11 protein-coding genes are annotated in these 13,254 nt (G+C 42.3%); 8 read left to right on the forward strand and 3 right to left on the reverse strand.

What is annotated here, in order from left to right; translation table 11 throughout:
* The first annotated feature begins 25 nt into the window (after positions 1–25).
* The 5 genes from BMX69_RS06115 to rpoN all read left to right on the forward strand — a co-directional run bounded on the left by BMX69_RS06115 (position 26) and on the right by rpoN (position 5,738).
* Positions 26–1,300, forward strand: a complete 1,275-nt coding sequence (locus BMX69_RS06115; RefSeq protein WP_100041855.1) for a dicarboxylate/amino acid:cation symporter — start codon at positions 26–28, stop codon at positions 1,298–1,300.
* 18 nt (positions 1,301–1,318) lie between these two features.
* Positions 1,319–1,576: a glutaredoxin gene (locus BMX69_RS06120; RefSeq protein WP_100041856.1), complete on the forward strand. Its 258-nt coding sequence runs from the start codon at positions 1,319–1,321 to the stop codon at positions 1,574–1,576.
* Between the two features lie 171 nt (positions 1,577–1,747).
* Entirely contained in the window at positions 1,748–3,058 is a 1,311-nt protein-coding gene (locus BMX69_RS06125; RefSeq protein WP_100041857.1) for an L-cysteine desulfidase family protein, read from the forward strand.
* A gap of 163 nt (positions 3,059–3,221) precedes the next feature.
* Positions 3,222–4,250 carry a 1-aminocyclopropane-1-carboxylate deaminase/D-cysteine desulfhydrase gene (locus tag BMX69_RS06130; RefSeq protein WP_100041858.1) on the forward strand — a complete coding sequence of 343 codons (1,029 nt, stop codon included), beginning with the start codon at positions 3,222–3,224 and terminating at the stop codon, positions 4,248–4,250.
* Positions 4,251–4,367: 117 nt separating this feature from the next.
* The gene (gene rpoN, locus BMX69_RS06135) at positions 4,368–5,738 is read left to right on the forward strand and encodes an RNA polymerase factor sigma-54 (RefSeq protein WP_100041859.1); all 1,371 of its coding nucleotides are present in this window, start codon (positions 4,368–4,370) and stop codon (positions 5,736–5,738) included.
* 57 nt (positions 5,739–5,795) lie between these two features.
* Here the strand turns inward: rpoN and BMX69_RS06140 are convergent, their stop codons facing one another.
* Entirely contained in the window at positions 5,796–6,215 is a 420-nt protein-coding gene (locus BMX69_RS06140) for a pyridoxamine 5'-phosphate oxidase family protein (RefSeq protein WP_054790616.1), read from the reverse strand.
* Positions 6,216–6,303: 88 nt separating this feature from the next.
* A complete protein-coding gene (locus BMX69_RS06145; RefSeq protein ID WP_100041860.1) occupies positions 6,304–6,663 on the reverse strand; it encodes a winged helix-turn-helix transcriptional regulator in 360 nt (119 codons plus the stop codon).
* Positions 6,664–7,218: 555 nt separating this feature from the next.
* Here BMX69_RS06145 and BMX69_RS06150 point away from each other — a divergent pair.
* A complete protein-coding gene (locus tag BMX69_RS06150; protein ID WP_025232794.1) occupies positions 7,219–8,406 on the forward strand; it encodes a phosphopentomutase in 1,188 nt (395 codons plus the stop codon).
* A gap of 112 nt (positions 8,407–8,518) precedes the next feature.
* Here BMX69_RS06150 and BMX69_RS06155 read toward each other — a convergent pair whose 3' ends face one another.
* Complete coding sequence (locus tag BMX69_RS06155; protein WP_100041861.1) at positions 8,519–10,066, reverse strand: helix-turn-helix domain-containing protein; 1,548 nt, start codon at positions 10,064–10,066, stop codon at positions 8,519–8,521.
* Positions 10,067–10,245: 179 nt separating this feature from the next.
* Between BMX69_RS06155 and BMX69_RS06160 the strand changes: the two genes are divergently transcribed.
* Together BMX69_RS06160 and BMX69_RS06165 are read left to right on the forward strand one after the other, a co-directional pair.
* Positions 10,246–11,820: a PTS transporter subunit EIIC gene (locus BMX69_RS06160; RefSeq protein WP_100041862.1), complete on the forward strand. Its 1,575-nt coding sequence runs from the start codon at positions 10,246–10,248 to the stop codon at positions 11,818–11,820.
* A 10-nt stretch (positions 11,821–11,830) separates the two neighbouring features.
* The gene (locus tag BMX69_RS06165) at positions 11,831–13,237 is read left to right on the forward strand and encodes a class-II fumarase/aspartase family protein (RefSeq protein WP_100041863.1); all 1,407 of its coding nucleotides are present in this window, start codon (positions 11,831–11,833) and stop codon (positions 13,235–13,237) included.
* Positions 13,238–13,254: the final 17 nt, after the last annotated feature.

The raw sequence follows: 13,254 nt of genomic DNA on the forward strand, positions 1-13,254 counted from the left end.
TGGGGTAAAAAGGAGAAGTGTACTTATGAATAAAAAAGATATCTGGAAAAGCTATCGGTTCCCGATCCTGTTGGTGCTGGGAATCCTGATCGGATCTGGTTTTGGATTGGTTGCAGGTGAGAAGGCTGCAATTGTTAAACCGCTTGGTGATATTTTCCTTAACTTGATGTTTACAATCGTTGTTCCGATGGTTATGGTTTCTATTTCCAGTGCTGTGGGAAGCATGGTAAATATGAAACGCCTTGGTAGTATTTTAGTGAATCTTATCGTTGTTTTTATCGGCACTGGCGCTGTCGCAGCTGTGCTGGTTCTGTTTGCAGTGAATATTTTCCCGCCTGCAGCAAGCACATCAATTGCTATGGGGGCATCGGAAGTCGGAGAAGCTACCGCTGTTGGTGACATGATTGTCGGAGCTCTTACTGTTTCTGATTTCCCGGAACTTTTAAGCCGTCAGAACATGCTTCCGTTGATTATTTTTTCTGTCATGTTTGGATTCTGTGTAAGTGCATGCGGCGGTGACGAGAGTCCTGTCGGAAAAATGCTTATAAACTTAAACAATGTCATCATGAAGATGGTCAATTTAATCATGAAATTTGCTCCGATTGGTCTGGGTGCATATTTTGCCAACTTAGTAGGAGAGTTTGGGCCAAGTTTGATTGGTGATTACGGCCGTTCCATGATTTTGTATTATCCACTCTGCTTAATTTATGTTGTAATATTCTTCCCGTTATATTCCTATATGGCAGGTGGAAAAGAAGCGGTTCGCCGTATGTTGAAATTTGTTCCCACTCCTGCATTGACGGCTTTCGCAACTCAAAGCTCAATGGCTGCTCTGCCTGTAAATCTGGACGCTTGTGACAAAATGGGAGTTCCAAAGGATATTAGAGAGATTGTTCTTCCAATGGGAGCGACCATGCATATGGACGGTTCGGTATTATCTTCCATTGTTAAGATTGCATTTTTGTTTGGAGTGTTTCATCAACCGTTCACAGGAGTTGGTACTTATGCGATGTCAATTGTCGTAGCGATTTTGTCTGCATTTGTATTATCCGGAGCGCCGGGGGGAGGTCTGGTAGGCGAAATGCTGATTGTCGGTTTGTTTGGATTTCCACCAGAAGCATTTCCGTTAATTGCGACCTTGGGTTTCCTGTTTGACCCTGCCGCAACCTGCTTAAATTCATCTGGTGATGCCATTGCATCCATGATGGTAGCCAGAATGGTTGAAGGAAAAGAATGGATTAATGATCGCTTAACAAGTAATAACAAAGAATTCGTTGAAAAATCAGATATTATTGCATAAAAGAAAGGAAAGATACCTATGAAAATAACAATAATTGGAAGCCACTTATGTCCTGACACTCTGTACGCATTGAATAAGCTGATTGATAGGAAAGCCAGCGTAGATTTTAAAAATTTATCAGCGGATTTAAAGGATTTAAAAGCATATCTTGCTGCACGTGAATCGGAACCGGCATATGAAGCGGTTAAAGAGAATGGTGATATTGGAATTCCATTTTTTATTCTTGAAGACGGAACTAAAACCTTAGACTTAGATGAGGTATTGGAAAAACTGTAATATCCATAAAAGGTGAGTGAATTCAAAATTAAAAAAAACGGGGTATATAGGAAGCTGCCAAAAATCTTCATATAAACCCCGCTTTTAGCCTCATCAAATAGCAAAGCGGGTTGTAAATATCCGATTGATTGTTTAGTAAGTCGGAAGTCTAAGGCAATGGGGAGGATTGATATGGATACGAAAGATTTACGTTATACAACATATGTGCAGATTTTAAAAGAAGAGTTAGTACCGGCAATGGGATGTACGGAACCGATTGCCTTAGGATATGGTGCGGCAAAAGCAAGAGAGGTGCTTGGCAGCTTACCCGATAAAGTAGAAGTACATGTAAGCTATAATATTATTAAAAATGTAAAAAGCGTTGTGGTACCTAATACGGATGGCTTAAAGGGAATTGAGGCAGCAGTAGCAGCAGGAATTGTTGCAGGTGACGCTTCCAAGCATCTGGAGGTTATTTCCGTAGTTAGTAACGATAAAAAGTCAGAGATAAAAGACTTTGTGAATCATGTGCCAATTACGGTAAAAGCGATAGACGGAGAACTGACGTTTGACATCGTGATTGTTTTATTTCAAGGGAATGAGTATGTAAAACTGAGAATCGCCCAATATCATACAAATATCATATTGATTGAGAAAAATGGAGAAACATTATTTAATTTGGAAGCCAGCTGTGATCCAGGGAGCGTAAATAGCTTTGAAAAGACTCTGGAGGTGGGTTTAACAGATAAAAGCCTGCTAAACTTAAACGATATAATCGAATTTGCTGATTCTCTGCAGGTCAATGATATAAAAGGCATATTAGACCCTCAAATCAATTACAACATGGCGATTGCTGAAGAGGGGTTAAAGAATGATTATGGCGCAAACATAGGAAGTACCTGGCTGGCCTCTTACGGAAATGATGTCCGTAACCGCGCAATTGCCAAGGCAGCGGCCGGCAGTGATGCAAGAATGAGCGGCTGTGAACTACCGGTAATCATTAACTCCGGCAGCGGTAATCAGGGGATCACGGTTTCAGTACCCGTGATTGAGTATGCAAATGATTTGGAGGTAACAAGGGATAAATTATATCGTGCCCTTGCTCTTGCAAACCTGGTATCCATCCATGAAAAGACTGGAATTGGCCGTTTGTCAGCTTATTGCGGCGCTGTCAGTGCTGGCTGTGCTGCCGCTTGCGGTATCGCCTATCTGTTTGGCGGCGGATTTGAGGAGATAGCACATACTCTTGTAAATTCTGTTGTCATTACATCTGGCATGATCTGTGACGGAGCCAAGCCTTCCTGTGCAGGGAAAATAGCCACCAGCATTATGGCAGGGCTCTTAGGCCATGACATGTTTAAAAATGGGGAGCAACAGTTCCGTTCTGGTGAAGGAATTATTAACCGTGATGTTGAGGAGACCATACGTAATGTCGGGCGGCTTGGCAAGGAAGGAATGCGTGAGACGGACCGCGAAATTGTTAAGATCATGATTGGCGAGTAACTGGAATATAAACGGTCATTGCCACATGTAATATACAAAAGGCCGTTTTTTTACAGCGTCGGCAATTGACCCTCATCAAGCAGCGAGGCGGACTGCGAATATCGGATTGATTTATTAATATTTACAGCTGAAAATATTGGCATCTATGTAAGGAGGTATTATTATGGTTTTAGGTCAAGAGAAAGTCTCATTATTGAATTTACCCACTCCTTTGGAGTTTCTTAAAAATATATCAGAAGAATTAGGGATCCAAATGTATATTAAGCGTGATGATATGACTGGTCTGGGCATGGGAGGTAATAAGCTTCGAAAGCTGGAGTATATTTTAAAAGAAGCACAAAACAAAGGGGCGACCATGCTTATCACTGAGGGCGGCGTACAAACAAATCATGGCCGTTTGACAGCGGCTGTGGCAGCTAAGCACAATATGAGGTGTGCGATTGTTGCAATTGGGGATTACCCAGGAGAATTGTCGGCAAACTTACTGTTGGACCGGTTAATGGGCGCTGAAGTAATCATTAAAAAGGATGACGGCCGTCCATCTCTTGATCAGTATAAAGAGTTGGTTGGGGACACAATTAAAAAATATGAAGCTCAGGGAGAGATTGTTTATTACATACCCCTTGGTGGCTCTGATGATGTCGGTATCCTGGGGTACTATGAATGTGCAGTTGAACTTACAAAGCAGGCGGCTGCCATGGGAATCGGAGATGCACGGGTTATTTCTGCAGTAGGCAGCTTAGGGACCTATATGGGTTTATATTGTGGATTCCATAATGAAGACTCCGGCCTGGAATTAACCGGTGTGGCGATTTCTCCCTTTGATGATTACAAAGAGCATAGTATTGTTGAACTGTTTGACAGCGTCAAAGAAAAATATGGAATGAAAATAAGTGCTGGACAAAAAGATTTTGATATTGAAAAAGATTATGTCCGGGGCGGATACAATCTTCCTTCAAAGGAGGTAAGAGATGCGGTACGTCTGATGGCAGGAAAAGAAGCCATCCTGCTCGACCCCTGTTACACAGGAAAATGTTTTGCCGCGATCATTGATATGGTTAAGGAAGGGAAAATCAAAAAAGGTGAGAAGATCATCATGATCCATACAGGAGGAGCGCCGGGATTATACACGAAGCATCATAGGGTGGAATTTGAAAAGGAATTAATTGATGGGGTTACAATTCTTGAATGAATAAAGTGACATACTCCGTGATAAAAGTGAGCGAGGTGATATAAAACTTCGCTCTTTTTACTCAGACTGCCTTGTGGTATAATATTTCTAACGCAATGGTTGCAAAGGGAGGTTGCCATGAAACATAAATTAACGGTTGAACAACGTCAGCTGCTATCTCAAAACCAGATATCTTCACTGGAATTGCTTGCATTATGCAATTGCGAGCTGAACCGGTATATGGAACATGAATATATGGAAAATCCTTTACTGGAACAAATAAATTCCAGAGCCGAATCTTATACTCAGGAAGATTATCAAGCGTGGTATCAGTCAAATTACTGCAAGCCTTTAAAAAATACTGCAGTTTTTTTAGAGGAAGGCAATGAGAGCAGCAGCCAGGAGTTTGATGCTTCAAATACGAAAAATATTTATACCTATATTTATGAGCAGCTGGAGTTAGAACGTTACACGGATAAACAATTAAGTGTTATTGATTTTTTAATTCAATGCCTGGATCGTAATGGGTTTATCGATTTGGAAGTTCCGGAGATTGCACAGTTAACCGGTGTGAATGAACAGGTGATCAAAGGCTGTTTATCAGATTTGAAAAAGTTGGAGCCATACGGTATTTTCGCAAAGAATCTGGCAGAATGCTTATTAATCCAGATCGAAATTCTGGGATTGGATGATGAAATTCTAAAAAATATGATCACAAATCATTTAACAGATATATCTCAGGGGAAGATCAGTTCAATCACCCGTGCGTTGGACATTTCATCGGCTCAGGCCAGAAGATATATTGCTCTTATAAGTACATTGAATCCAAGGCCGCTGCAGGGGTTTGGAGAGAACGAAAAGCAATATATTGTTCCGGATGTTATCGTTACTATGGGCCCGGATGGGAAATGGAATATAGAAATCAATGATAATTGGTGCGGCGACTATCAGTTAAATGATTACTATCTCCAGATGATGGCGGAAGTAAAAGAACAGGAGCTTTTTGAATACTTTAAGAAGAAGCTGGAGCGGGCGAAATTTCTCATTCATGCAGTGGAACAGAGGCGAAAGACGATTATCCTAATAACAAATGCAATATTGGAAGAGCAGGATGAGTTTTTCCGGTACTCCGGGAAGCTCAAACCGTGTACCATGACACAAATGTCAGAAAAGCTGTCAGTTAGTACCTCCACCATAAGCCGTGCTGTTAAGGATAAATATCTTCAGTTTCCCGCAGGCTGTATTCTGATGAAAAATTTATTTTCTGCGTCAGTTCCCGTGAGTGGCGGAAGCTTGATTAATTCGGATGGCGTCAAAGAATTAATACGTGAACTCGTGAATGAAGAGAACAAAGAAAAGCCGTATAGTGATTCAAAACTTGCAGAATTACTTAGTGAAAAAGGGTGCCGCCTTTCTCGCAGAGTTATCGCCAAATACCGGGAAGAGATGGGGATCTCAGGTAGTTTTGAACGGAAAATGAAAAATGATATGAATAAAAGAGTCAACTAAAATTAAAGTTTTAGTTGACTCTTTATTGTCCGCAATTCATTTCCCGGGTTAAAAGGGCTATTCAATCATAAAGTTTTCAGAACTGAAGTTAGCATAATACCTGCCTGTCTGGGCAATAAATTTCAGCACACAATAATCCGGATCCGTAACTCCTTTTGGATAATACATGGTATCTCCCTCTTGCCAGATCATTTCCTTGCTTGCTGCATCCTCTAAGACCTCCATTGTACCCTTTAGCATAACTCCGCGAAAAAACCGTTTGTCACAAAAATAGATACATGCTTTTGGGTTGCTGCGAAATTGCTTGACACGAATGGAAGAGGTATTTGTAGTAAAATAAAAGGTCTTAATCCCAACCCGTTTTCTTGGCGGCAGCATTGCTTTCGCATTGGGGAATCCCTCATCATCCAAAGAGCTTATTAAGGAAACTCCCTGCTTGTCAATCAAATTGCCGATCGTTTTCTCTGCATCCCTCATCATTTTATATTCCTCCTGAGATTGTTTATGAGAAAACTATAGCACAGAAGAATCAGGCAGTAAATTACACACATTTTTGTAGGTAAGCTCAGTTTATAAACCCGTTTTCTTTTAAAAGGTCAGTCATATTGTTTTCTTTCATGATGTCAATGCCTATGCTTTGCATGATTGTGACGGCCTCCAACAGCATTTTGCCGCGTTCGGTCAAAAAATATTCAACTTTTAGCGGATATCCTTCAAAAGAATGCTTGCCTATCATTCCGTAATCCATAAGCTCTTTCAGATGCTCAAGAAGCATTTTCTGATTAATGCCTTTAATGTCTTTTTCAAGCTGGGTCAAAGACATAACTCCCTTCCCCAGCTGCCATAAAATGATTGGTTTCCACTTGCCTTTCGTAATATCATGTGTCAATTCCAAAGGGCATGTGTATTCATCGCGTATTTTCATATTTTCACCTGCAAAATAATGGATTCAATTCTGTTCCCAAAATACATATGTCCAAGAGTAGCGCTCAGCAGCTCAAAGGTATAGCTGACAGAATGAATGATCATGGCCATCATAAGGAGTAGCTCCTTTAGCTGATTTGAGCTTCATCAGACCCAGCTAATACGAATTCCGATTACTCATAATTACAAACATCTTAATTCTTCCCATGGTATTTGTCAACGAAGAAGTAATTACGATAGGCCTAGTAAAAGAAAGGAGAAATTGGAAAATTCATAGAAAACAGAGAAAAAGATTGCAAAAATTCTACAAAATTGTATAATATAGGGGAAAGATATGCTCAAAAGATCTATGCCAATTGCAATGCTGGCGGTGTGTGTATCTGGATCCGAATTTTAAATATCATGAGTCAGACAGGGAATGTTTGAATAAAATAATAAAGCAGACAAGGGTGAGGGCTTCAGGAAATCGTAATCGGAGCCTGTTCAATGATCCTGGAAGACAATTATTTGCAAGCTGTATAAGACTTATGTTGCGATCAAAGCGCAGGGAGGTAATATGAAACGATTTAAACGTATATTTGTAGTTGTAATTGATTCTTTAGGAATAGGTGCTATGAACAATGCCGCCGAATACGGCGATGAGGGCAGCGATACCCTGGGCCATATTGATGCTGCAGTGGATCATCTTAATCTGCCTAATTTGGAAAAGCTTGGTTTGGGAAACCTGCGTTCCTTAAAGCATGTAAAGCCAGTAGCTGAGCCTAAGGCTTATTATGGAAAACTTAATGAAGCCAGTGTGGGAAAGGACACCATGACAGGTCATTGGGAAATGATGGGACTTTACATTACAAAGCCTTTCCAAACGTTTACGGAAACAGGTTTTCCAAAAGAACTGCTTGATGAACTGGAAAAACGCACCGGACACAAGATTGTCGGAAATAAATCCGCCAGCGGTACGGAAATCATGGATGAACTGGGAGAGCATCAGATTGCTACCGGGGACATGATCGTTTACACTTCTGCAGATTCCGTGTTACAGATCTGTGCCAATGAGGAGACCTTTGGCTTGCAGGAGCTTTACCGCTGCTGTGAGATTGCAAGAGAGCTTACCTTAAGGGATGAATGGAAGGTAGGCAGGGTCATTGCAAGACCTTATGTCGGCAGGAAGAAAGGCGAGTTTAAAAGAACTCCAAACCGCCATGATTATGCCTTAAAGCCTTTTGGAACCACTGCTCTTAATGTATTAAAGGATGCAGGCCTGGATGTGATCAGCGTAGGAAAGATCTATGATATTTTCGATGGCGAAGGGCTTACAGAAGGCAATAAATCCCAAAGCAGTGTTCATGGCATGGAACAGACCATAGAGATCGCGAAAAGAGAATTTAACGGTCTATGCTTCGTGAACCTGGTTGATTTTGATGCCCTGTGGGGACACCGCCGGGATCCGATTGGCTACGGAGCTGAATTAGAACGGTTTGATGAAAAGCTGGGAGAGCTTTTACCGCTTCTAAATGATGATGATCTGCTTCTGATTACGGCAGACCATGGCAATGATCCCACCTTTAAGGGAAGCGACCATACAAAGGAACAGGTGCCTTTCCTGGCCTATTCGGCTTCTTATGCCAACTGCGAAGAATTAAAGGAACAGAATACATTTGCAGTGATCGGAGCAACGGTGTTGGATAATTTCGGTTTGCAAAAAGCTCAGGATATGATTGGAGAGTCAATAGAGGAATTGCTTTAGGATTCTAAAAGCACCGCTTTGTCTATGATAATGATTTTACAAAATTTATCATAGACAAAGTCAGGTGCTTTTTTAGTTGTTTTTCATTAGGAATTATACTTGTTTCGATTTCTCACACAAAATAATCTCCGTAATTTTCTTTCAAATATGCTTCTATTTCAGATTCGCTTTTTCCTCCGATTTCCGACACAAAGCTGGTGGTCAGGAATCGGTGCTTCCGTGTAGAAAAGCCGTTTGCCAGAAGGGTTTTCATATCACTGTTGTCTACAAAGAAATTCATGCGGATGACAGGAAGGTTATGAGCATGAAGGATATTAAAAATCCGGGATGAAAAGCAAAAGATATAATCATAATCCAAGTCTTTCAGTCTGTGGATTTCGTTGATGTTTAAGGTCCCCATCCACTGCAGTTCCACGTATTCCTTAATTTGTTCCAGGAAAAAACTGACCCGTTCAAAGTTGATGCTGGTCATCACAACAATTTTCTTATACTGACGGTTTATGGTACGGTTGCGGAGGATGTGCTTTTGCACCAGCAGGGTCAGGGTAGAAAGATGCTCATCCATGAAAGAAAAATTATAGGAAGCTTTAAAGTACACCTCGTACTTTCTGACAGTATCATACAGGTCTGAAAACTGTTCTTTCGTATTTTCTACGGTCTTGTCCACAAACGTGCAATGAAAGTGATCCAGGGTGATTTCCCGGTATAGATAGTTGTAAAGCTCATTGATGAATTCTTCCTGGATGGTAAAAGGGTGCTTTAAATGACTCACCACCTGCTCCGTAAATTGCTCGGTGGTATACCACAGCCGCTTGTCAAAAGGGAAATCCAGACTGCGGGAAAAGTTCATCATGCTGAAGGCCACATTGTACAGCCTGTTTTCCTTGATGTCATCAACAAAGCGGATATTTAGTGGCGCCAAGGGCAGGCGGTAACAAAATTTCATGGATTCGTCAACAGGCCGGATCTCCATGATACAGATAAACAGCAGTAGAAACTTTTTGGAAGGATAGTTTAAAGACAGATTGTATTCTGTTAAAAAGAAGTTCAGCCGTTCCACTGCCTGATGGGAGACGGACTGAAGATCGGTATTTGCCAGATCGTAGCATTGTTTTTCCAGGGGAGTATTGGCTTTGCGGACCGCAATCCGGTTTTCCGGCGTAAACTCCAACAAGGGATGAAGGATGTCGATAACAAGAAACCGAAGCTGAAGTTCATCGCCTTCAATGGTAAGCCCCTTTTTCTTTAAGGTCACAAGGCTGAGACCGTGCCCGGACAGGAATTGCCTTAAATGGGCGGTATCCTGCTTTTTTGTGGTCAGGGAAAGTCCCCAGTTTTCATATAGAGAAGAAGCATTGACATAACCTTCGAAAAAAATGGTCACGATCATGATGCGGATCCGCTCGATGTAGGAACTGTTATAGTCAGTCATGTTGATCTGCTGGATAAAATCCACAAATTCTTTGTAGTTTAAGGGGCTTAGGCAGAAGCCCTTTTGTATTTCCACCAGGGGCTTGCGGGAGAAAAGGTTGATCCGTTCGATGGTCCGGCGTATGGATATTTCATCCTTTTGAAACTGCAGGGCAACCTTTGAAAGGGAAATGCGCTGTCTTTTTTGTATATACCGCAGCAGGCTTAAATCATTGTAGCTTAATCCCATGAAACATACCTCCAGTACTGTTATGCTTATAATGGTTTCATTATAAAGTTAAGGGCAACTAAATGCAACAATAAAATGTAAATTTTTTGCCTTGAAGCAACTCGTAGAATCTGCCATAATGTACACAGTTTAAAAGGCGCCTAAAACACACAATGTCATAACAAAGGAAGGGAAAAAATATGAGCAATAAAAAGTCTAGCTGGAAAGACAGCATCCAAACATTTGGGCGGTCTCTCCTTCTGCCAATCGCGCTTCTTGCACCTATTGGTATGGTTATGGGTATTTGCAGTGCGTTAGGGCAGTCCTACATGATAGAGAAATTTCCGTTTTTGGGAAATCAGGTTCTAAAGCTTATTTTATCCAGCTTACAGACCATTACAAGCATTATATTTAACAATATTCCATTGCTGTTTGCCATGGGCGTTGCTCAGGGAATGGCAAAAAATGAAAAAGGGATTGCTGTCTTTTCTTCAGTAGTCGGCTATTTAACACTGAACGTGGTAATGGGTATTTATCTGAAACAGACGGGAACTCTGGCTGATCCGGAAGTCGCGGCTCAGGTGGGGCAGGGTACGGTTCTTGGTATTCAGACACTGAAGATCGAAGCGCTGGGGGGCCTGATTTCAGGTTTGGTGGCTGCCAAGGTAGCAGACCGGTTTTACCGCCTGGAGCTTCCCCTTGCATTTGCCTTCTTTGGAGGGAAGAAATCCATTCCCATCATTACGTTTGCATCAATGATCCCTATCGGTCTGATCATTCCGGTGTTCTGGAATCTGCTGACTAATTTCCTTATCAGCATTTCCTTTATCTTTACAACACCGTACATAGGAAATGCCATTTATTATGCATTAAACCGTGCGCTGATTCCTTTTGGTTTGCATCACGTTCTTTCCTCCATGGTTCGCTTTACTGAGGCCGGCGGAACCTATATGATTAATGGAACCGAATATGTTGGAATCTTAAATGCCACCAATGAAGTTCTTTTTAACTTAGGACCCAGCAGTGAATACTGGGGTCAGCTGATGCCTACCCTTACCAGTTATCTGGGAGGCGCACAGATGTTAACAACTTTATTCCGTGTACCGGCTGTGGGGCTGGCAATGTACCGAACCTCTTATTTAAAGAACAGAAAGATCGCAAAAGGCGTAATTCTTACCTGCTGCCTGACTGCATTTTTAGGCAATATCACAGAGCCGCTGGAATTCTCATTCCTGTTTATTTCACCGTCTTTGTTTATTCTCTACTGCATTATGAGCGGTATTGGATCGATTCCTTACCAGATGCTTCATATCTCCATTGGTTATATCCGCGGCACGATTTTTGACTTTGGTATTTTTGGACTTTTGTATGAAAATACACATTGGCTGAACCTTATCCTTCTGGGAATTGGAAACTTCATCGTATTCTACCTGGTATTCAAATGGTTTATTGTTAAATTCAATTTGGAGACACCGGGACGGGAAGGGTTTGAAATCGAAGAATCAGCAAGCATTCTTCTGAAGGAAAAGAACTGGCCGGCAATTGCGGAAGTTGTTATTAAGGGATTGGGCGGCAAGGACAATATCCTGAGTGTGGAAAACTGTATTTCCCGCCTGAGGGTGGACTTAAAAGATCCGACCAAGGTGGATCAGATAAAAATCAAGGATTCTGGCTGTGCGGGTATCTTCTTCCCGTCAACGGATCACATTCACGTTGTATTTGGGCCTCATGTGGAATTTGTCCGGCATGCGGTAGATGATGCTATGAAGAAATAAGAGGTGTACGATGAGAGCTTTCTATGATTCTAAGAGTAAACTGGATGACAGAGGGATTAAAAGACTGTTAAGTGAAACATTCAAATATGAGACGTGGCTAAAAGTGGAGGCTGCCCTGGCTCTTTCCCAGGCAGAGGAAGGCTTCATACCGATGGAAGCTGCTAAGGACATTGGGGCGGTCCGGTTTGAAGATCTGGATCTTGAGGAAATGGACCGGATCAAGGCAAAGGTGGGCCATGGGTTTGTCCCCTTTGTAAAGGTGCTGGTGAAGGCCTGCAGTGACGAGGGCGGAAAATATGTCCACTACGGGGTTACGACCCAGAACATCCAGCAGACTTCCCAACTTTATATCGCAAAGCAGGTAAATTCTGTTTTCAAAAGCTTTCTTGCAGATATCCTGGAAAATCTGGGCAGGCTGGCTTTAGACCATGCAGATACAGTCATGGCTGGGAGAACCCATGGCAGGCATGCCATACCCATTACCTATGGATATAAGGTTTCCGTCTGGATCAGCGAGCTGATGAACACTCTGGAACGGCTGGAGGAAAGCGAGAAACGGGTGTTTGTAGCCATGATGGGAGGGGCAGTAGGAGGTTTTAATTCTACGGGTCTTGTTGGCCGCAAAATCCAGAATCGGGTTGCCCATAAACTGGGTATGGGCTCTATGGACGTGCCCAGCCGGAACATGAGTCAGATGAAACTGGAATATTTAATGAATCTGTCTCTTCTATGTAATACGTTTCACAAAATGGCGGAAGAGGTTTATTATACCGGCGTTGAAGAATTTTCTGAGGTCAGCGAATCCTTTACCCCGGGAACCATCGGCAGCTCCACCATGCCCCAGAAGATCAATCCCAAGTTAGCCAAGGGGATTATCGCTAATTCCCAAAAGCTTTACTCCCTTCCCTCTGTCGGGCTTTATTCTGCAGTGCGGATGTTTGAAGGGGACAGCAGCTCCTATATGCTGTTTGAAGGAATTATGGAGGAAGGCCTTCAGCTGACGACCGAGGTCCTTATAAGAGCCGAAGAACTAAGCCGCACCCTGCAGATCAACAAAGAGCGGATGCTTAAAAATGTGAATTTAAATCAGGGCCTTGATAACAGCGAACTGGTAATGATGAATGTGGCTGAAAAAATCGGCAAGGACAGAGCTCATGAACTCATGTATGAAAAAGCCATGATGGTGGAGCTGGAAGGAAATGATTATTATCATGTGCTGACTGAGGATGAAACCCTTGCCTCCATGTTTACGGCAGATGAATTAAAATCCATGATCGACCCCGCAAACTACACAGGGCTCTGCAGCGTGCTTGCAGAGGAGATGGCCCAGAAGGCTCTTATAGGAGCAAAGAAGCTGAAGGAAAAGCTGGAGTCAGAAAAGAAAAACGGCGTTACGGAAGCTGCGGCTGGCGAATAAAAAGCAGTATTTATTCA

This window comes from Lacrimispora sphenoides JCM 1415, assembly GCF_900105615.1.
Lineage (GTDB): Bacteria > Bacillota > Clostridia > Lachnospirales > Lachnospiraceae > Lacrimispora > Lacrimispora sphenoides.